The organism is Thermogemmatispora sp., from assembly GCF_042408735.1.
Taxonomy (GTDB): Bacteria; Chloroflexota; Ktedonobacteria; order Ktedonobacterales; family Ktedonobacteraceae; genus Thermogemmatispora.
Window position 1 is genome coordinate 21085 of record NZ_JBHOQV010000152.1, and the last position, 20874, is coordinate 41958.

Annotated in this window: 16 protein-coding genes and 1 pseudogene; 12 read left to right on the forward strand and 5 right to left on the reverse strand. The window is 60.9% G+C overall.

The window, feature by feature from the left end; translation table 11 throughout:
- The first annotated feature begins 158 nt into the window (after positions 1–158).
- The 6 genes from ACFMO7_RS16855 to ACFMO7_RS16880 all read left to right on the forward strand — a co-directional run bounded on the left by ACFMO7_RS16855 (position 159) and on the right by ACFMO7_RS16880 (position 9978).
- Complete coding sequence (locus tag ACFMO7_RS16855) at positions 159–2351, forward strand: hypothetical protein (RefSeq protein WP_376796651.1); 2193 nt, start codon at positions 159–161, stop codon at positions 2349–2351.
- Between the two features lie 132 nt (positions 2352–2483).
- Positions 2484–4409 (forward strand): protein kinase, encoded by a 1926-nt coding sequence (locus ACFMO7_RS16860; protein ID WP_376796652.1) that lies wholly within the window; start codon positions 2484–2486, stop codon positions 4407–4409.
- Positions 4410–4607: 198 nt separating this feature from the next.
- Entirely contained in the window at positions 4608–5504 is an 897-nt protein-coding gene (gene speB / locus ACFMO7_RS16865) for an agmatinase (RefSeq protein ID WP_376796653.1), read from the forward strand.
- 334 nt (positions 5505–5838) lie between these two features.
- Positions 5839–6714, forward strand: a complete 876-nt coding sequence (locus tag ACFMO7_RS16870; RefSeq protein ID WP_376796654.1) for a hypothetical protein — start codon at positions 5839–5841, stop codon at positions 6712–6714.
- 514 nt (positions 6715–7228) lie between these two features.
- On the forward strand, positions 7229–8062 hold the full coding sequence (locus tag ACFMO7_RS16875) for a hypothetical protein (RefSeq protein ID WP_376796655.1): 834 nt from the start codon (positions 7229–7231) through the stop codon (positions 8060–8062).
- Positions 8063–9108: 1046 nt separating this feature from the next.
- Positions 9109–9978, forward strand: a complete 870-nt coding sequence (locus ACFMO7_RS16880) for a polyprenyl synthetase family protein (protein ID WP_376796656.1) — start codon at positions 9109–9111, stop codon at positions 9976–9978.
- 606 nt (positions 9979–10584) lie between these two features.
- Here ACFMO7_RS16880 and ACFMO7_RS16885 read toward each other — a convergent pair.
- The 4 genes and pseudogenes from ACFMO7_RS16885 to ACFMO7_RS16900 form a co-directional block, all read right to left on the reverse strand.
- Entirely contained in the window at positions 10585–12591 is a 2007-nt protein-coding gene (locus tag ACFMO7_RS16885) for a protein kinase (protein ID WP_376796657.1), read from the reverse strand.
- A gap of 207 nt (positions 12592–12798) precedes the next feature.
- A pseudogene (locus ACFMO7_RS16890) lies at positions 12799–12846 on the reverse strand (four-helix bundle copper-binding protein); the annotation flags it as partial.
- A 171-nt stretch (positions 12847–13017) separates the two neighbouring features.
- Positions 13018–13455: a hypothetical protein gene (locus ACFMO7_RS16895; protein ID WP_376796658.1), complete on the reverse strand. Its 438-nt coding sequence runs from the start codon at positions 13453–13455 to the stop codon at positions 13018–13020.
- Positions 13456–13661: 206 nt separating this feature from the next.
- The gene (locus ACFMO7_RS16900) at positions 13662–14537 is read right to left on the reverse strand and encodes an LLM class flavin-dependent oxidoreductase (protein ID WP_376796659.1); all 876 of its coding nucleotides are present in this window, start codon (positions 14535–14537) and stop codon (positions 13662–13664) included.
- 197 nt (positions 14538–14734) lie between these two features.
- Here ACFMO7_RS16900 and ACFMO7_RS16905 point away from each other — a divergent pair, with 197 nt between their 5' ends.
- The gene (locus ACFMO7_RS16905; RefSeq protein ID WP_376796660.1) at positions 14735–15205 is read left to right on the forward strand and encodes a GNAT family N-acetyltransferase; all 471 of its coding nucleotides are present in this window, start codon (positions 14735–14737) and stop codon (positions 15203–15205) included.
- Positions 15206–15210: 5 nt separating this feature from the next.
- Positions 15211–16110 (forward strand): Cof-type HAD-IIB family hydrolase, encoded by a 900-nt coding sequence (locus tag ACFMO7_RS16910; RefSeq protein ID WP_376796661.1) that lies wholly within the window; start codon positions 15211–15213, stop codon positions 16108–16110.
- 61 nt (positions 16111–16171) lie between these two features.
- Here ACFMO7_RS16910 and ACFMO7_RS16915 read toward each other — a convergent pair whose 3' ends face one another.
- Positions 16172–16714, reverse strand: a complete 543-nt coding sequence (locus tag ACFMO7_RS16915; protein ID WP_376796662.1) for a YceI family protein — start codon at positions 16712–16714, stop codon at positions 16172–16174.
- Positions 16715–16985: 271 nt separating this feature from the next.
- Here ACFMO7_RS16915 and purU point away from each other — a divergent pair, with 271 nt between their 5' ends.
- The 4 genes from purU (at position 16986) to ACFMO7_RS16935 (ending at position 20517) form a co-directional block, all read left to right on the forward strand.
- Positions 16986–17843 carry a formyltetrahydrofolate deformylase gene (purU, locus tag ACFMO7_RS16920; protein WP_376796663.1) on the forward strand — a complete coding sequence of 286 codons (858 nt, stop codon included), beginning with the start codon at positions 16986–16988 and terminating at the stop codon, positions 17841–17843.
- 282 nt (positions 17844–18125) lie between these two features.
- Positions 18126–18656, forward strand: a complete 531-nt coding sequence (locus tag ACFMO7_RS16925) for a peroxiredoxin family protein (RefSeq protein WP_376796664.1) — start codon at positions 18126–18128, stop codon at positions 18654–18656.
- A gap of 35 nt (positions 18657–18691) precedes the next feature.
- Positions 18692–19279, forward strand: coding sequence for a hypothetical protein (locus ACFMO7_RS16930; RefSeq protein ID WP_376796665.1), 588 nt, complete (start codon positions 18692–18694; stop codon positions 19277–19279).
- Positions 19276–20517, forward strand: a complete 1242-nt coding sequence (locus ACFMO7_RS16935; RefSeq protein ID WP_376796666.1) for a trans-sulfuration enzyme family protein — start codon at positions 19276–19278, stop codon at positions 20515–20517. Before ACFMO7_RS16930 ends, ACFMO7_RS16935 begins: the two co-directional genes overlap by 4 nt.
- Positions 20518–20874: the final 357 nt, after the last annotated feature.

The window sequence follows — 20874 nt, forward strand, 5'->3', positions numbered from 1 at the left end:
GTCACCTGGCACAATGATGTTCTTCTCTCCGCCTTTCTCATCGACTGCCGCAGATTTCTCAGGAAGAATTTGCAGACTCCCTATTTACGGCGGACTATGGTAGACTAGACTCGGTTTCTCCGAGCAAGAGTGCGATTACGCTGCGCAGGAGGGTCGCTATGCGCGCCTGCAACTATTGTGGCACGAAACTGCCAGATGATGCCAGATCCTGTGAACGCTGTGGGCGATTGTTGTCCACAGACGAGCAGACCCAGCCCCTGCAGACCTGGGAGGAAGGGCCTCTCGCTGGGCCGCCGCCCGACAGCGGCGCGAACCAGGAGGAGCGAGACGAGGCGACTCTGATCTTGCAGCCAGAGCAAGCCCCGGAGGCGGGTGAGACAGCTTCCTCACTCGGCGCTTCAGAGGGCGCAACGATCTCCGACTGGTGGCAGACGATTCCCGAACCTTCCTCTGTTTTCCAGAACGATGAGGAGATAAAGCGCTACCAGCCACCTTCAGTCGAGGCTACCTTCATCGCACAACAGGACAACCAGGCTGCTCAGGAGGAGGAAGAAGAAAGGCGGCGTCGTCAGCAGTGGATTCTGCCTTTGCCTGTTCTGGGAGGGGAGCGGCTGGCTCAGAATCAGGTGCCGCGGGTCCAGGGTACCCCTCCGGCTAGCGTACCCTATGTGCGCGGTAAACTCCCCGAGCCTCCTAAAGCTTCCGGTCAGGGAGCCGGAGCTGCCAGTCCCGAGAGGCCAGGCTGGCATCCCTTCGCCCGCCCCAGTGGTGGGCCGCCAGCCTGGCTGACGCTCGCCCTGGTCGCCTTCTGCGCGGCTTTGCTGATCACCAGCAGCACAGTGGCGGCAGCTTTCACCGTCTGGTCACCCACGCTCGCCTTGCTCTCCGGCAGCTCAACAGTGACCCCTGGCAGCCTGTTGCATCTGCACGGGGCCCATTTCTTACCGGGCAGCACCATCACCCTGACGCTTGACCAGCATATCCCTCTGCATTTCAGCAGCAGCATAGCGCCACAACAGCAGTCGCAGCCAGGCACAGTGGTGGCCGAAGCGTTCAATCCCTCCCTCCTGGCCTGGCAAGCCCTGGAAGGGGGAAGTTTGCAGGCCAACGGGGACGGCACCTTCGATATCACCCTGACGGTTGACCCAGGCTGGCCATTGGGCCAACATTCGATCCAGGCCAAAGAGACCCTGACCTCGCGTAGCGCGAGCCTGACCTTTACCATCGTAAGGGCCGCCTCACCAAGCCCAGCGGCTACTAATAGTCCAACTCCAACAGTGGAGGCCAGCCCCAGCAGCACCCCAACGGCTACGGCAACCGAGACAGCCAGCGCCACCCCAGGCGGTGCGGCCTCCTCACCAACGACCTCCGCGCCGGCTGGCGAGCTGAGCTGTGTCAATCCCTCAGCAGTGACTTTTGGTCCCTTGAGCAGCGGCTACCGGGCGCCGGTTGAGCAAACCGTCACTCTCTGCGCTTCCGGCAGGGGAGCGGTCGGCTGGAGGGCCAGCTGGGATAGCCAGCAGGCGCCCTGGCTCTCGCTCAGCGCAACCTCGGGCCTGCTCGCCGCGCCCGGTGAAGAGCAGATCAGCCTGCGCGCCAACGTCGGCAGCCTGGCAGCGGGCCGCTACAGCGTTGAGATCAGCTTTAGCGATGAGGCCGGAAATCCGGCTCAGCTGTTGGAAGTCACGCTCCTGGTTGTCAACCCCTGTCTGAACGCCACGCCGACCTCGTTGAGTTTCACCGCTGTTGCTGCCACCAGCGACCCGGCTCCTCAGACTCTGACCATCCAGAGCTGCAGTGGCCAGGAGAGCTGGTCAGCCGTCTTGCAGGTGGAGACAAAGCAGGTCTGGCTCCAGCTTAGCAGCAACAGCGGCACGCTTGCAGCAAAAGGCTCAACTTCGATCAAGGTCTCCGTGAGTAGCGTACAAAGCGGCCTTTCGGCAGGAAGCTACCAGGGGAGGATCATTGTCAGCAGTGGCCAAAGCCAGGTAACGATAGCGGTAACGTTGACAGTTCAGCCAGCGCCAGTGTTGATTTTGGAGGCGCCACAGTCAGGGAGCTTGCAAGCCGGCCAGGACTGCAAGCTCTCTAGCTCAGAGACAAGCTGGCTGTGCCCGGTGACCATCGGGGCAGCCAGCCAGAACACGATCGCCTTGAACTGGAGTAGCTCCAGTAGCGGCCTCACCGGCATTTCTTTCGCACCTGCCTCGGGGACCCTGGCCCCGGGACAGACGGTCTCGATCCAGGTGACGGTTCCTGCCACGGCCTGCCCGTCTTCAGCCCTCCTTCTCTTCAACGGGCCAGCCAACAGCATCCAGGTCACCTGGAGCTGCTCCGCTAGTGCGTCTTGAACTCGAGCCGGCGGAGCCGGGGCCAGGCCACAGACAGTAGCTTCCCGCCTCATAGCTAGCACGTAGATAAGCCCTAACGCCCGCCGAGCACGGCGGCAAGTAGCGATCTTTGTGACGCGAGCAGAGAAGGTAATGAAGAGCGACGCATTGATTGGGCAGCGGCTCGGTGCCTATCAGATTCAGGGCAAACTCGGCGAAGGCGCGATGGCGCGGGTCTACAAGGCCTACCACTCGCGGCTGCGGCGCGATGTGGCCATCAAGATCATTCGCCCAGAGGTAGCAGCTCGTCCAGGTTTTACCGCTCGCTTTGAGCAGGAAGCCCAACTGATCGCCAGCCTGGAGCATCCCCACATTGTGGCCGTCTATGACTTCGGCGAGGCGAACCTGGGTACGCTGGGCACGATCCCTTACCTGGTCATGCAGTACGTTGGCGGTGGTACCCTGCGCGACCTCCTGCGCGATCGTCGCCCGCTTGACCAGGTGCTGGCCATTCGCTACGCCCGAGATATGGCCCAGGCCCTCCAGCAGGCCCACGCACGCGGGATCGTGCATCGCGATGTGAAACCTCAAAATATGCTGCTGACGAGCGGTTCGCCGCGCGAGATCTTGCTCTCTGACTTCGGGATCGCCAAATTGCTGGACCGGCGCGCTCTCCTGACGGCCAGCGGTCATGAGGGATCTCTGTCCGAGATAAGCCAGGAAGAAGGTGAACCAACTCAGCCGGAGCTGGAGAGCCTGCAACTGACCAGCGCTGGCGAGCTGATCGGCACGGCGGCCTATATGGCTCCCGAGCAGATCAAGCGGCTGCCAGTCGATGCCCGCACGGACATCTACGCCTTAGGGGTGGTCCTTTTCCAAATGTTAACAGGGCACCCTCCTTTTGAGGCCGAGAGCACAGTCGGTCTGCTCTACCAGCACGTCCATCGCACAGCTCCCGACGTCCGTGCTCTGAACCCAGCTGTGCCGGAGAATCTGGCGCGTATTACGGCTCGCGCCCTGGCGAAAGCCCCCGCTGAGCGCTTTCAGTCAGCCGACGAACTGGCCCATACCCTCGATCTCCTGCTGGTGCGCGAAAGCGAGGCTTTTTATTTCCGGTCGTTGGGCCTGGACAGAGACCAGCCCCAGGCTCAGCCGAATCAGGCCCGTGGAGTCGAACGTTCGCCCGCTCAGCAACAAGGGGCCGGCGAGCTGGCGGCTCCCGCTCAGCTCAAACAAGTGCCACAGCCAGCAGAGACCTCTCTCGCTATGACCTCCGCCCTTACTTCGCTGCCCAGGTCAGTCCGCGGCGGCGACAGCTCTGCGGCCAGCCCCCAGATGCCGCCAGCCCCCACGAGTGGTCGGAGGATAGGACGGCGCTGGCTTCCTTTCGCCTTTGGCACGCTAGTGCTGCTGCTCCTGGCTCTGACGCTCCTACAGGGTTCCCTCGGGAGCTGGCTGTCGTTCGGGAGTCAGCCCGGCCCCGCCTCTGGGACAGTGGCCCAGCCCTTTACCGACACTTTTCAGAACAACCAGCAGCGCTGGACGACGAGCGCACCCGCTTTTAGCACAGCCATTGGTAACGGTCAGTACCTGATCACCATCGAGGAGACACCGCCGGCTACTTACTATTTCCCCTATCCCCAAGCCGTAGGCAGCCTACCGGCCAATTTCTCGCTGCAGGTCCAGATTCAGCGTCTGGCAGGCGGAAAGGAGAACTGGTACGGCCTGGTCTTTCACCTCCATCCCGAAGGGAACTATGTTTCCTGCTACGCTCTGGTAGTCGATGGGGCCGGCCACTACGCTCTCTGGAAGTTCGATGCCCATGCGGCCCAGCCAGGAACACCCCTCGTCCTGGCCAGCGGCCTCTATCAGTTTCGTCCGCATTCCCCGGATCTGCTGGAGGTCAGCGTACGGGGAGAGACCTTCACGGCCCGCATCAACCATGTTCCTCTGGATTTCAATACGCCAACCCGAAGCCTGAGCGACGCGGGCGGCTATAGCGGTGGCTGGCCTGGCCTGCTGGTAACCGGCCCCAACGCTCGCTTCGCCGTCACTCGCTTCACCCTCACGCTTCCCTGAGCCAAAGGGAGCCTGAGGTCGCCCGCGTGGCATCAACGCTTGCCAGCTCCTGGCTTCATAGGAGGCCAGCGGGAAACTGGAGAGAGCGCGCTGCGCAGGGACCTCCACCGAAACGGCTAGAGGAGGGTCCTGAGAGCTGGGCAGGACGAGCGCGTTGTGGTAGAGTACAGACGGCGCGTAGATGAGAGAGGAGGTTGCTTGCTTCTGGTTATGAGAGAGCAGATCATCACCCAATTTCTGGACGAGCCACAGTACAGCCACCCTGACAAAGCGCGGGTAGTGATTATTCCAGCTCCGCTTGAATATACGGTCTCATATGTGCAAGGGACACGCCACGGGCCCCAGGCGATTTTGAACGCCTCTAGTCAGCTCGAACTCTACGACGAAGAGCTAGAGTGCAGCCCACTCGAAGAGGTAGGCATCTATACCCGCCCGGCCCTGGATTATCGGGGACTGGATCACGCCAGCGCATTGAGACTGACCGGCGAAGCCGTGCGTGAGGTTTTGGAGCGCGGTCAGTTTCCTTTGGTGATCGGCGGAGAACACTCGCTTTCCCTCCAGCCAATCGCTGTGGCACGGGAGTTTTTCCCGGACCTGACAGTTATTCATATTGATGCTCACGGCGATCTTCGGGGCGAATATACAGGCTCTGCCATTTCGCATGCCTGCATCGCCCGTCGGGTCTTAGAGCTGGGCATCCCGGTGCTGGAATTGGGGATTCGCAGTATCAGCGCCGAGGAAATAGACTTCCTGCGCGGTGGAGCCGATGCAGCGATTGTCTGGGCCCGCGACCTCGTCCAGGGCCAGGCCCGTATTCCTTGGGAGCGCCTGAGCGAGCATACATATGTAACGTTCGACCTGGACGCCCTTGACCCCGCCGAGATGCCCGCCGTTGGTACGCCGGAGCCAGGGGGATTGAGCTGGTACCAGGCCCTGGCTCTGGTACGCGAGATCTGTCGGCGCACGACCGTGGTAGCGCTGGATGTGGTCGAACTTTGCCCCATTCCTGGCCAGATCCGCGCAGATTTTCTGGCGGCCCGCCTAATTTACAAGATGATTGGCTACCGTTTTGCCGCTCAGCGACGGACAGAGTAAGTCTCTTCCAGGCAGCCCAGCCAGCACAACAGCACGATGGCACGCACTACTAATGAGTGAGAAAAAAGAACCAGCCGAGGCTAAGAGCATGGGAAGAGAGATGAACGGAGAGAACAGAGAGAGGAGCTTTGGCTTCGCGGTCATGGGGCAGACGCAGACAGCGGCCTCCGTCTCCCTGCAACAAGGGCATCCCCGAGGCCGGCGTTGCCCAGGGCAGCGACAGCGGAGAGGGCCTTGGCCTGTCAGTCAGCTTGTCTGCTTGTTACTCTGCCTGGTGGTTCTGCTGACAGCCTGCGAATCCAACACGAGCGAGCCGGTAGCAGGACAGGCCCACTTGCGGCAGCTTGACAACGGGACTATTATCTACGATAGCAGCGCCGAGGCGGTGTTGTTGCGTACCTTCCGTGGAGGGGGCCGCCTGGGAACGCTCAATCTCAGTCCGCAGCTGAGCATCTACGGCGACGGTAGCTACATACTCGGTCCTGGTCTGCAGATGCGTCAAGGGCACCTGAGCCAGGAGCAGCTGAGTCAGTTGCTTCATACGCTGGTCAACAGCTATGGACTGCTGACCTTCCATCGCCAGCAGTTCTACGAGGTGCCCGATCAAGATGCGGTCTTGCTCCAATTCAACGTGAACAACCAACACTATCAATTTCTCTACAGTACCTTTGGACAGCGCCAGGAAAGTCAGCAAGACCTCGACGAGTACCAGCGCCTGGGCCAGGCTCTCACGACGCTCAACGAGGCTGTAAACCAGGGGCCAACCACAGCCTATGATACGACACGCAAAGCCCTACTCGTTCGCCAGGACTTCGGTCCCGATCTGCGTCAGCCGATTCCCACCTGGAACCTGCCTGACTTCAGCCTGCACCAGCTCGCCGTCTTCGAATGCGGCCCGGTGCCTGAGGATATCACGGGGCCGAATGCCGATTCGGGCTGTCTGACCTTTACAACGCCTCAGCGCGCCTTGCTGCTCACGCCCGAGCAGAGCCGCACCATCAGCGACCTTCTGCACGGGCAGCCAAGTGGGGAATTTTATGAGCCAGCCACAGGGTTATATTATACAGTGATGCTCCGCGCACTCCTGCCGGATGAGCTGAACCAGGGGGTGCTGGCCATGTACGGCAGTCAGGATCTGACCTACAGTGGGGTGCCGCTGCAACAGGGACCGCTTCCAACCACGGCCTCTTCCACAGGCTCCAAAACGTAGTTAGAGAACAGGGCACTCAACTAGCGGACCACCGAGCAGAGGTCGGACCGAGCCACTCAACAGGCTAGCCGGCTCGCCCACCCACCTGTCGCTGGCCATCTATGTCGTCCACATGCAGTTAATCAGCGAGGGAGGACAGACAGGTCATGGCGTAGTGTGGTATACTGAGTCACAGAGAGCAAGGTCCCTCCACAACACCGCTCAGACAGCGTGTAACGCACGCCAACCGTGAAGCATAGTTCGATTGCCGATGTAAGGTCGCGCCAGGATAGGTAGCCTACGCTCCAGCCACGCTCAGCTCAAGACCAGAGAAGAGCATCTACGGCTTTTCCTCTCCTGGCCGCGCCATCTACCTCGTGATTACTCTACCCCTCAATGGGACGAGCAGAAAGGACATATGACCAGAGAATTTGAACAGAGGCGAAGAGATACTTTTCGCTTTTCCGCTCGCAACCAGTCGTCAGCCAACGGCAGATATAATCAGGAGCGGTCTGCCCGCCCGAAGCGCCCTCGTTTGAGCCGTGAGATTGTCGACCGGGCCTGGCAGATGGGTGCTCGTCTGCATCATCCAGACTATCAGCCGCGGGCGGACCTCTATGGGTCTTCCTACTTCCCGTCGTCCAGCACCCCACCCTATCGGTCCGGCAGCCAGTGGACGCCGACGCCACCACCGTTGAACCGCTCACCTCAAGGCCAGCCGAACCGTGGGTCCCGAGGCCGCTCGCTCGGCAATACAGGACGTGGTGGCCCCGGCCCTCGTGCCCAGCAGGGACCTCGCTCTCACGAGCGCGAGCCAGGGGGACCAGCTTTCTCCAACGGCAACAGCCGCTGGCAGCCGGGGCGCCCCCACCGCGAGCAGTATCGCCTACGCGGCGCCCCACCTTCTCAGCGACGACAACCTGGCTCGCCCTACGGAGCAGATATCGACCCATTTAAAGGTGGTGGCAAGCAGAACGGTGTCTATGAATATGACGCCCCACACCCAGGCTCTAGACACCGCTACCCGCCTACCTCCTCTAACGGCTGGCGTTCCTCGCCTGGTACCCCCCGCGCAGCGCGCGAGCGTGGGAAGGTCGAGAAGGAGAAGAAGAGCTATAGCAGGCAGCGCGATAAGGCCTTCTGGGAGGAGATTTCTCGAGAAACCGATGATTTGCTCGGGCGCGTCTCATTCAACGGCCATCAGCCAGAGCCACCAACCGAGGGAGAGCTAGCCCCTCCCCAATGGGCAGCACCCGGCCTTCCTGGCTCCACTCAGAGCGCTGCCGTTGACCCGCCCACACCAGAAACAGTGGAGCGTGCCAGCGATAGCGATAGCACCGCCAGCACACAACAACAGCCAGAGGACTAGCTTGCTCAGCTCCAACCTTTGACAGGCAGAGAAGAAGGCGGCATCCACTCTGGTTCCAACCAACGCAGAGGAAGCCTTCGTCTCATATGCTTCTGCCCTGCTTCTCTGGCTGGCTCAAGACCTGGTCGCCCGCACGCCCGCCCATCCGCGGGCCATATCGGCTCATGGCCTTGCTTCTGCCGCTCGCTATAGGTGGCAGCCTTCGCTCCCAACCAGGTCTTTGCCTGCTTGCGACGCCAGTTCGGCACGCGCAAGGCAACGGCAAGTCTGACATTTGTCTAGGCGTCCAGGCAGCCCCGAATTCGGAGACTGCGCTGCTCCACTCCAGCCTGTCCTGGCCGCTAGACAGTCGCCAGCGTAAGATGAGATCGGCAGCAGCGAGAACCTTGAGAGACGAAGGCTCACGGGCAGGATCATGGATGAGGCATGCTATAATCTGAAGGGAGGTACGCACAGGGGCGTGGTTTCCCCCGCCCCTGTCTGCGTGTCGGGGTACTTACTTACGACAAACCTGTGATGGAAGATAACAGGCAAGCTGGCAGGAACTTGCCCATCCGCGCGTTCTCGCTAGACTGATGAAGGAAGCATCACAGGAGGAGGAAGAAGAAGACCGCCCTGATCCTGGCCCGCCCGGCGCAGTTCGCTCTCTGCTCTGTCTCAGGGCCAGCTTGGCCCGCATGTGAATGCGTTAGGCTTGCTCATCACTTCTTCACGAAGCGGCAAGGGGGCAGCAAGAGGCCTCCTTTCGCCTGTAGAGCGTGATGAGCATCTCCTTCCATAGGAAGGTTACCATCTTGCTGTCGCTCGCCAAGACCAGGAAGAAAGGAGGACGGCGTTTTCCCCGGCTGAAGTGCACAGCGATGCGCAGCGTAGCCAGGTTCAAGCCAGCTAGCCAGCCAGCCAGGGGCCTCCACGCCGCACGTCATATGAACGATACAGCCACCTTAAGCCGCCTTTTCGCGGGCATCCAGGCTGATCTCGATGAAGTAGATAGGGTATTCCAGGAACGGGCCAGGTCGGGTCTCCCGATCCTGAACTCCGCTTCTATGCATGCCCTCTCCTCGCCCGGCAAACGCTTGAGAACGGCACTCACCCTGCTCTCAGGAAAATTGAAGGTCTATCATTTCGAGAAGCTACTGCCCCTCAGCGTGGCTTTCGAGATGGTCCATCTGGCAACCCTCATTCATGACGACATCGTCGACGGAGCCCATACCCGGCGCGGTCTACCGACGGTCAACGCCCTCTGGGGCGACCATATCGCGATTCTGCTTGGCGACTACTATTTTGCCAAAACCGCTGGTCTTATCGCCGATATCGAAGATAATCGCATCAACCACCTCTTTTCCGATACGGTCGCGACCGTCTGCGAAGGCACGATCATGGAGATGCTCAGCGCCCGCCGTCTGGATCTCACCATCCAGGGCTACTACCAGAAGATCAGCCACAAAACAGCCTGTCTGATCGCCGCTTGCTGCAAAGGGGGAGCTATCCTGAGCGAAGCCTCGGACGAGGAGATCCAACACTTGCACGAGTATGGAATGAACCTGGGCATTGCCTTCCAGATTATCGACGACGTGCTGGATTACACCGAGGATCAGACGACGATCGGCAAGCCAGCAGGGAACGATCTGCGCCAGGGCCTGGTGACGCTTCCGCTCATCTATGCCCTGCAGAGTCAGCCCCACAACGGCCATCATCAGCAGGTCCAGCTCCTGCTTTCCGGGGAGGGCGGCAGCGAAGAACAGATCCGCGAAATCGTCGAGTGGGTGGCGCGTGGCAGTGGGATCGAGCGCTCGTTCCAAGACGCCTATCGCTACGCAGCGCGGGCCCGTGAGGCCCTCTATCACTTTCCTCCTTCAGCGGACCGCGATGTCCTGGACGAACTCATCGACTTTGTTGTCTTGCGCAAGCGCTGAGGCTGACCGCATCTAATCTGGGAGGGGAAAGGCAGGCCAGCATTTCTTTTTCTTTAGCGCTCACCTCGACAAGCCTGAGCTTGAGGACGCCGACGTCAACGCTCAGCTCAAGCGGCAGCAGAGCATCTGGCCTCGGCGGTGCGCCAGGACGGATAAGCGGCACAAGGACCACTATGAGGTCTTAGAAGCCTCCTGGCCACCTCCAGGCATGAAGCAGAGCAACAGGGAGAACAAGCACACGCTCAGGCAGCTCTGCCGGCTCCGAATATCAGGCGGAGCGACTAAAGTTTGCCGGTGGGCGGGTCACGGCCATCACATCACCAGCCTGCCTTTGTCGAGCGCGGGACGACGAAAGCACACTGGCAGCCAGGGAGGCTCTGTCAGGCGCAGAGAGCAAATCAACCAACCTGCAGCCTGGTAACTTTCACCTGCCAGCCTTCCCCCACACGAGCGGCTATGTCGCCCGCCCCTTCGTCAGCATCGTCAGGCCGGGCAGAGAGGGACAGAAGAGCCGGCCAGGCTTCCTAGAGAGAGGAAGAGACAGGCCAGCCTTCACAAGTTCCTGGGCCGAGCTGAAAGAAGGCCAAACGTGCCCCCTCGCTCTCGCTAGAAGAGTCCACGCGCAAAGATGACCACGGCAATCAGCGCTACCAGAATGCCGGCCACCCAGAGGGCCGCATTCAGCGTATCGTTGCTCTCGCGCATCGGGGGAAGATCCTCCGGACGCGGCAACAACAGGCGCTGCTCCTCCTCTTCCAGGGCCGCCCCCAGCATCAGGGGCAGGGCTTGAGCGACACTATCGGGCACCGACAACGGCGCAGGGGTCGCCTGAGACGAGGTCGCAGCAGGAGCCGAGGTTGGGCGTGGCGAGAGAGGGATCGACTGATCGGGCCACTCTTCGACAACCATGCCCGTTCCACCGACCGCCGAGCGCAGGGCCAGTAGATCCTGCCGAAGCTCAGCAGGACGCTGATAGCGCTGGCTGGCAATCGGGCGCAAGCCCTTCGACAGAATGGCCTCGAACTCGGAGCTGACCAAAGGATTGAGCCGCTGAGCCGGTGGAATGCTGCCGCTCACCGCCGTCGGCGGGCTTCCGGTTACCAGATGATAGGCCGTTGCCAGCAGCGAGTAGAGATCGGTGCGGCTATCTACCGCCCCCCGCACAAACTCTGGAGGCAGGTAAGGAGAGAGGCGAGAACGATCAAGGCCAGAAATAAACTGTGTGGCGCCTCCAGCCAAGACGATCGAAAAATTCGTCAACAAATATTGAGAACCAGCGCGGGCCACCAGGATATGCTCGGGACGGATCAGACCGTGCACGAGTGGCGGAGTTTGCTGGGCCATCGTCTCCAAAATATCCGTAATCTGCAGGCAGCACTCGATCACTTCTTGCTCTGGCAGCGCTCGCCCACTGCGGCGCAGGCGGGCCAGCAGACTTTCGCCCTCGAGCATCTCGAAGACGAAGAAGTTCCTTCCCTGATCGCTGAAGGCATCCAACAAGCCCGGGACGCGCGGATGCCGTCCAATGGCCGAGAGCGTCATGGTGGCCGTACGCAGCATCGACTGGACCGCGGCAGAGGAGCTTTCGGGGATGACCAGCTCACAAATGGCCACCAGCGATCCCGCCCGCTGGGCATCTTGCCCGCTCCAGGTAGCCTCGAAGACCCCATTGAGCCATTCCTGACGCTCCAGCAGCTCCTGAAGGCGATAACGCCCACCGCGGAGAAGCGTGCCTGGCATCAGAGGCCGCAGCGCTCCCGCAGCGATCCCACCGCTGCTTGAGCTGGGAGCCGAAGGAGGCATCGAGGCAGGGAAGGGGGTAGCGGTCGCCAGCGAAGGAGCCGGCGTCGAAGGGAAAGTCGGAGGGACCGGCGTTTCACGCGCCAAAGGATCGGTCACCAGGCGACTGGCCCGGAGAGGACTCTGAGAGCGCGAGAGATCCTGTGGCAGAGCACCGCTCGTGCGATTGGGACGAGTGGGAACCTGAGCGCGCGAGGGCGAGGGCACACCCGGACGCGAAGGCGCAGTAAAGGAAGAGTCACCAGCAGCCTCGCGGCGTGCGAACGATCCCGACCCCAGTGAGGAACGCTGTTGGCCAGGACGGGCCGGATTCTTGGCCTCTGGAGCGTCGGAGCCTGCCACACCTGGCTGTGAAAGCGGCCTGCTCAGGTTGGAAGCCCCAAAGCCCGTCGGTCCCGTGCGCCGATTGGAGGAGTCGAGCGGGCCTGCTGCTCCGAAACCCGAGCCAAAGCCAGAGTTCGCCTGGCCAGAACCAAAGGAGCCAGAGCCAGAGAGCGGACCGGAAGCCCTGAAAGGAGAGCGGGCCTCCGTCCCCGACGGTCCCATTCGTCCCCCACCCGCTCCCGAATTATTGAGCGCCCCACCGCGCAGAGACGAGGGTCCCGGCGAGAATGAAGATAGTTGTCCCGAGCGCTGCTGCTGCAGATCGGCAGCGCCGGAAGGCTTCTTTTGCTGCTGTTGGACAGGGGAAGATGCCGACCACCCTGACGCCGAGGTCCCACCAGCGAGGCCCGGCAGACGGATCACCAGGCCGCAACGGGTGCAGGGACCTTTGCTTGCATCCCACTCGTTGCCACAACGAGGACATATCATGGACTCTTCCTCCTCATTTCTGATCCCTGAAAGGGCTTGAGAGGTGCGCCCGGCTTGCTCGCTTGCCTACTCACTCGCCATCTCTTTCCTTTGCTCTTCTCTATCTATCCATCGTTCTTGCTTTCATTCAGCATCCCACTTTCAGCATCCCCAAGCGGATCGAGGGGGGAGATCGAAACAGCGCCTCCGTCGCCCCATTTCATTCATTCATGCATGCCTGCATGCCTGCATGCATGCAGTATCCACCTTGATGCACTATCCGCCTTGAGTGGATCGCGGCCTCTGCAACCGACCTCCAGGAAACCCGGCCGGGGGACCAGACCCCACAGTAAATTCGTGCAGGGTGCACTTGTCGAGAGTATAGAGGAGAGGATTTACGGCTGTCAATGCCGCTACCCGTTTGTGCTATCGGGCCGCGTTCTTCACTCAGCGCACCTTGCGCCCGATCGGAGCCAGAGCCGAGAAGAAGGTCTCCAGGGCTTTGGCCAGCTCATACAGTTGAGTAGCCTCATAGACCGTCACCTCGTGGCCGGGATGGGCTACCTGATAAAGCAGCTGGACCGCCGGCAGCTTGAGAGATTGAGCCACCTCATCGGCCAGCGACCCGATCAAAGAGGCGCGCATAGCGTCTACGCTGGCATTGACCTCTTCCAGCCGCTCGATATCGATAAAGCTCGTCTTCTGCTGCTGCTTCTGAGAGGGTTGCCGCTCCTTTTGTCCAGCTTGCAACCCCTGGCCACGGCCTGCCTGAGCGGCCTCCCATTCTCGGCGCGCCTGCTTGCCCGCCGAGCAGTAGCAAAACTGGGGATGAGCCGAATCCGAATTCTGCAGGCCAGTATCGTCGCAGATTGGGCAAATAGGCATGCCTGCCCTCCTTTGCTCTCTCAGCCTTTGCACAACTACACGGGGCCTGGAACAACTATACCACACCTGGTCACGGGGAGATACCTCCTTCTCTGCCGACCAGGACTTTCAGGAGGCAGGTGGCAGAGAAGAGAGAGCTGCGGAGAGCAAAGCGGCAGGAGGGGAGGGCCAGCGGGCGGCTTAGCCCCTGGCCCATCCCGATCAGCTCAGACCTGCAGGCCCGCGATAGCCTCGGCCAGCAGATCGATCTGCTCTAGCTCGGGGATAGTGGCCCAAAGCATGAGTTCATCGGCGCCCGCCTCGGCGAAGGTTTGCACGGTCTGGCGAATGGCCTCCGGCGTTGTGGGGATCATCTGCGCCATCTGGTGAGCACGCGGGCCAGCAAAGGCATAGTAATGGCTCAGATAGGCATCGGCCTTCTCTACAGCTCGCTCACCTAAACCGTAGTAGACCGAGCCGACCAGCCGCGGCCTGCCGGGCCTTCCAGCTTCCTGCCAGACCTGCCTGGCCAGGCGGAAGAACTGGCCGGCCTGGTCGGGGGCACTGCCGCCAGCAATAAAGCCATCTCCCCAGCGAGCCAGGCGCTGGATAGCTGCCGGCGAATAGCCACCGAGCAGGACCTCCGGCCCTCCGGGACGCACCGGCTTGGGACCTATTGGTCCCACTCCCTCGCTCGGCGGCTCACCGGACCAGATGCGCTTCATAAGGGCGAGCTGCTCGTCAAAGATCTTGCCGCGGCGCCGAAAGGCCACACCGGCTGCCCGAAAATCGTCCTCGCGGGCCCCAATCCCGAGTCCCAGCGTCAGGCGCCCACCAGAGAAGACGTCAAGAGTTGCCGCCTCCTTGGCCAGAATCGCCGCGTTGCGCAGAGGTGCAAGCAGCACGGTGGTCATGAGGCGCAGGCGCGAGGTGACGGCCGCCACTGCCCCAAGCGTGATCATCGGCTCAAGATTGGGATAGACTAGCCGGTCAATCAGGCCCAGAGAGACAAACGGTCCCTGCTCGGCACGCCTCGCCCACTCCAGAACCAGGCCAGGCTCAACCCCCGGGATTGAGGCCGGTAGCCCAATGCCAATCTCCATAGTTCTCTCCTTCCAACAATCAAGTTACGCACTCACTTTGTCGCCGCTACTGTACTTATGTAAGTGTGACACAGAGGGACAACGGTTTGCAACCTCACCGCTGGAGATGGTAAGCTAAGCGGTAGGCGGGAGGCCCGCCAGAGCCAGGTCGGCCTCTAACCGCCGCAGAGCCTACTAAGGGGAGTAACCTAAAGCCTATGCCTCTCATACGACGTGCCACAAGCGCCGACATCGAGACCCTGACAGCCCTCCGTCTGGCCCTGCTGCGGGAGACAGGCAAGATCATCGATGATCAGCAGGAGCGACAGCTTCGTAAGCTGACAGACTCCTATCTGCGTCGGGCGCTGCCAGGTGAGGAATTCCTGGCCTGGGTTGCCGAGGTTGATGAGCATGGTACCATCGCCGCCACCGGCGGCCTGGTTTTTCTGAGACGTCCCCCTACGCCCGACAACGAGGCCGGCCTGGAGGGCTATATCCTTAATATCTATACTGTGCCCGCCTGGCGTGGCCAGGGACTGGCCAGGGCTATTTTGCACCAGATTATGGCCTACGTCCGTCAGCAAACTCCTGCCCGCCGCCTCTGGCTGCGCGCTACCGCTGCCGGTCGCTCTCTCTACGCCAGCGAGGGCTTTCTGCCAACCACCCGCGAGATGGAACTGTTCTGGTAAACGCGATGCAACGCTATCGTCTCCTGGCCATCGACCTTGATGGGACGCTACTGACGCCTTTCCCCGAGAAACGGGTGACGCCGCGCGCCCGCCGAACCCTGGAGATCGCCAGAGCTGCTGGCATGACTATTACCATTACAACCGGTCAGATGCTGGCAGTCCTGCGCCACGTCTGCTCCGGCCTGCCACTGAGCGGCCCTCAGATTCTGGAAAATGGGGCCCTGATCATCGATTTTGCCAGCGGTTCAGTACTTTACGAGCGCTTTCTTCCACAAGAGCATATTTTATCTGTTTTGGAGGCGGCTCGCTCCCTGGGCCTCTACCGGGCCTATCACACTCCAGAGGGGGTCTACGTCGACCGCCATACGCCGCGGGCCCGCGACTGGTATCGCCCTCCGCTGCCACCGGTGATCGAGGTCGACGACGTGGCCACGCTCTACCCTCGTCCGTGCATCAAGATTGCCGCCGTCGGCTCGCCAGAGATACTGCCCACAAAACGCCTGCAGCTTGAGCAGTGGTTTGGCCAGAAGCTGCATGTGACGCAGTCGACGCGCGATCTGCTGGAGGTGCTGCATCCCGAGGCCAGCAAGGGGCAGGCCCTGCGTGAGGTCGCCCAGCGCCTGGGCGTGGCGCCAGCCGAGATTGTCGCCATCGGCGACCACTATAACGATGTGGAAATGCTGCGTTTCGCAGGGCTGAGCATCGCGATGGGCAACGCTCCCCCCGAGGTCCAGGCGGTCGCCGATTATGTGACCAGCGATAACGCCCATGATGGGGTGGCCCAGGCTCTCGAGGACCTGGTACTGCCCACCCTTGGCTGGCAGCCAACAGCAGCGAAGGCAGAGAAAGGGCCAGAAGATCGGCAAAGCCCAGAAGATCGGCAAAGCGATGGAGCCTGTTCGTAGCTAATCACAGGCAACGAACAGGCTCCAGGCCTTGGAGAATGCATCAATCTATCTGACGAACTCAGGCATTCGAGGCAGCAGGCACCTTCTCGGTAATCTCTAGCTCGATCTCGATCTTGACCTTGTCGTCAACGATCACTCCACCGCTCTCAATGGCCCGGTTCCAGGTCAGGCCAAAATCTTTGCGGCTGATGGTCGCTGTGGCCAGGATGCCGGCACGGCGCAGCCCAAAGGCGTCGACAATCGGGCCGTTGAATTCGCCGGTGAAGGTCACCGGACGGGTAACGCCGTGCATGGTCAGGTCGCCTGTGACGCGGTATTCGTTACCGCCCAACGGCTCGATCTTGGTGCTCACAAAGGTGATGGTGGGATATTTCTCGACTTCAAAGAAGTCGGCGCTGCGCAGATGCTGGTCTCGATCGGGCTGGCCAGTGTCAATGCTGGCCGCATCTGCCTGAGCTGTAATCTTCGAGTTCGCAGGATTCTGCTCGTCGTATTCGATCTCCCCACTAAAAACTTTAAACGCCCCACGAGCCGTGCTGACCATCATGTGGCGCACGGCAAAGGCCACACGCGAGTGGGCAGGATCAATCTGCCAGGTCACTTCTCGCTTTCCTCCTTAGGTATCTCCGGGATGTTTTTGCTAAGATAAAGTATGATACTTTACTTGTGTAAGTATCATACCATCGGTAACCAGAGGCTGTCAAGAGAGGCTTCTTTCCTGTGGGCATTTTGTTCTGATCCTCTTACTGCTATACTACTGCAGAGATAGCCCGCGTGGAGGCCAGGCCCCGACGCTGCTCCAGGGTCTCCCAACTTACGGGCTTGCTCCTCGAGTGCTGATGCTCTTTCTTGGGAAGAGGGGTCTATGCAATATGCAACAAGATCATGTTATTACGCTTTTGATCTCCTGTCTTGATCGGCCAGGCATCGTGGCAGCCATCTCGCAGTTCATCTTTGAGCACAACGGCAATATTGTCGAATCGGATCAATACGCGACGGCGCGTCAAAATGGCACTTTCTTTATGCGTATTAGCTTCTCAGAGGAAGGCTTCGAACTGAGCGAGCGTGAGCTGGTCGCGGCCTTCCAGCCGATTGCTGAGCGCTTTGGCATGCAATGGAGCGTCCATTATTCCCGCTACCGCAAGCGGGCTGCTATCCTGGTTTCGCGTCTGGATCACTGCCTGGTCGACCTGCTCTGGCGCTGGCGGAATGGTGAACTGATCATCGATATTCCCTGCATTATCAGCAATCATCCCGATCTAGAGCCGCTGGCGCGGATGTACCAGCTTCCCTACTACCATTTTCCCGTTCGCCCCGAGAGTCGCGCCTCTGATCAGCAGCGCATGTTAGAGTTTCTGGAAGGCAAGGTGGATTTCCTGATTCTGGCGCGCTACATGCAGATTCTGGAGCCTTTTTTTGTGCAGGCTTATCCTCAGCGCATCATCAATATTCATCATAGCTTTTTGCCAGCTTTCACAGGGGCCCGTCCCTACGAGCGAGCCTTCGAGCGCGGGGTGAAAATCATTGGGGCCACCGCCCACTACGTGACAGAGGAACTGGACGAGGGACCGATCATCGCTCAGGATGTGATCCACTGCAACCATCGCGACAGCGTCGAGGACCTGATTCGCAAGGGGCGAGATGTTGAGCGCCGCGTACTGGCCGAGGCGGTGCGCCTGCACAGCGAGGATCGCGTGCTGGTCTACAAGAATCGCACGATTGTTTTCTAGCCAGAGCGCCACGCCTGTGCGATAATCTCTTGAGAGGGATTTGCCGCCTGCTGCGCCGGGCTGGCTTTTCTCTCCGGGGAAGGCGAAGCGGGGCAGGAGCAGAAAGGCCGTCAGTCCCGCGACGCCTTCCCCGGAGCGGCAAGGCGCCATGTTGCCGTCGCCGATGGCTCTAGCCCGGGCTTCTCTCGCCTGGCACACTGGCAGGCGGCCTGGCTTTCCTCAAGCAGCCGAGCGTACAACCAGTTAGAGAAGAGAGCGAGCACAGAGAAAGTAGTGAGCGTTATGGTTAAGTCGTTGCCTTCTTCAGCCGCATGTGGGCAGCCAGCTCTGACGGGCCAGATCGAGCCGGGTGTGCCCGAGATGCTTCCGTCTTTTGTTCTTCCAGGCCCTGACGGGGTCATGCATGGTCCCCAGGACTATAAACAGCGAGATCACCTCTTGTTGCTGATTGTACGCAGTGTCGCCCTGCCAGCCACGCGTGGGCTTCTGAGGCAATTCGCCGAGGCAGAGCCAGTACTGCGCGAGGAGCACTGCAGCCTTCTGGCCATCAGCCCGGATCAGGTGGCAGCAAACGCCGAGGCTCAGACCAGTCTGCAGCTCTCTTTCCCGCTGCTGGCCGATCCCGCTGGGCGCGTGATCGCTCTCCTGACGCGCTGGGACGCGGCTGAGCGGGCGTTCCAGCCAGCCATCCTGCTAGCCGATCGCTATGGCGAGATCTATCGGCGATGGGTTGGCGCCCATGAGGATGAGCTACCTCCGCTCAGCGAGCTGCTATCTTGCCTGGACTATCTCAACTGTCTGTGCTGTCCCTAGCCAGCAGCGGACCGAGAAGGTTGAGTGAGCCAGCAATGTGTACGAGCGCTTGGAGCCGGGCAGCTATCCTGCTCTTCGTTTTGGGAGCCACCGGTGGAAGCGCGCTTGATGCCTTCTACATCCACCAGGGAGTAAAGCGCTACGGTACAGCCGTGCTCGCCGGTTCCACGCTCCTCGGTCTGCCCTGGTGGACGCCGCTCCTTGCCGGCAGCGCCGCCGTCGCTATTGGCCTTTCTCATCCCCTGTTAGATCCTCTCCTGGCGCATTCGAGGACCGTGCGTCGTCTCTCAACGAGCATCGCCGCTCTCGGCTGGCTCTGTCTAGCCTACCTGCTGGGAGCCTTACCTCTGGCTTCCATCGCCCGCTTCGGCCTGCTGGGCCTCCTTTACCTTAACTTCTGGTTGCTAGCCAGGCGAAGCTGGCAAAATCTGCTCTTCTCCGCCGTAGTGGCGATTACGGGGACGCTGATCGAGATGATTCTGGTCGCCGCCGGGATCTTCTCTTTTCCGCACAACGCTGATCTGCTTGGTGTGCCCTCCTGGCTCCCCTGGCTCTACGCCTGCGCCTCGCTGGCACTGGGAGACCTGGGACGGGCTTTCACTTTACTCCAGAGAGGGGGATGACCTTGACAGATCATCATTCTTCAGCCGCCTGGAAATTGGAGACGCATCTGGTACAGGATGGCAGGCAGCGCTGGAGCGAGGGGCCTGCTCACATTTCGATCGTGCAGCCGATCTATGCCAGCACGACCTATCTCCACGGAAATATGGAGCGCCTGGACCAGGCTTTCAGAAGTCCGGCCCCGGGAGAGAAGCGCTCTTTCGTCTACGCGCGCCAGGGGAATCCCAACGCCACTCAGTTGGAGGAGGTGCTGGCGCGCGCCGAAGGAGGCGTGGGGGCTGTGGCCTTCGGCTCGGGTATGGCGGCAATCCATGCTGCTTTGCTGGCCGCTGGGGCCACACCTGGCACTAAGATTCTGGCAGCTCAGGATCTCTACGGCCAGACAATCGCCCTGCTGCGCCAGGTGTTTGCTCCCCAGGGGGTGGAGATCGTGCTCTGCGATCTCTGCTGCGCCTCCGCCGCCGAACGGATTCGTGCCGAGCAGCCCGACATTGTCTTTGTCGAGACGATCTCTAATCCATTGGTGAAAGTCACCGATCTCGATGCCATCAGCGCCGCTGCTCGCGAGGTGGGGGCCATCACTCTGGTCGATAGTACGTTTACAACTCCTTGCCTGCTCCGTCCCATCGAACACGGCTTCGATCTGGTGATCCACAGCGCGACAAAGTACCTTGGCGGACACGGCGACAGCACCGGTGGCCTGGTTGTGAGTGCACGCGAGAGCCTCCTGCAGGCGCTGCGTTCCTATGCCTCCTTGCTAGGGGCAATGCTCAGTCCTTTCGAATCCTACTTGATTCTGCGCGGCCTGAAGACGCTGGCTTTACGCATGGAGCGCCATTGTACTAATGCGCTGCGTATCGCCCATTTCTTGCGCGATCACCCGGCAGTAGCTCGCGTCCACTATCCAGGGCTGCCCGAGCACCCGCAGCATGAGGAGGCACGGCGCCTGCTGGCTCCGGAACGCTTCGGCGGCCTGCTCTCGTTTGAGCTAAAGTCGCAGACACGGGCAGCCGTCTTCCGCTTCATGGATAGCCTGCGGCTCTGCGCACCCGCTACTTCGCTCGGCGATGTTCATACCCTGGTCAGCTATCCACCGGTCTCCTCGCATCGCGATCTCTCTCGCGCCGAATTGCAGCAGGCCGGCATTACAGAGGGCTGTGTGCGTCTATCGGTGGGCATTGAAGACGCAGAGGATATCATGCAGGACCTGGATCAGGCCCTCCAGCAGGCCACAGCCTGAGGGGCAGACCATCCAATGGGGCCAGAAGACCTGGCGCTCTTCTGGCCCCTGTCCGCTTCACCTGCTCAGGGAGACGCTGCAGGAAATAGGTGATCTGTCCACTTCTCCTCCCCTACCATCCCAATCCCGATCAGTCTATCAATGGGTCCGGAACGAGCGGAAGGCGCAGCTGATCTTCTCATCTCGGGGATATGACAGGCATGACAGATGGCAGGCAGCAAGGCACCTGGGGGACTAGCCGGCGCGGTGAGGACCAACCGCTAGTTGGGAGGCCTGTGGGAAAAAGAAGAGGGCACAGAAAGAGGGCCTGGCGGAGCTGGTCCATAGCCAGTTCCGCCAGACAGCCGGAGCGCAGGT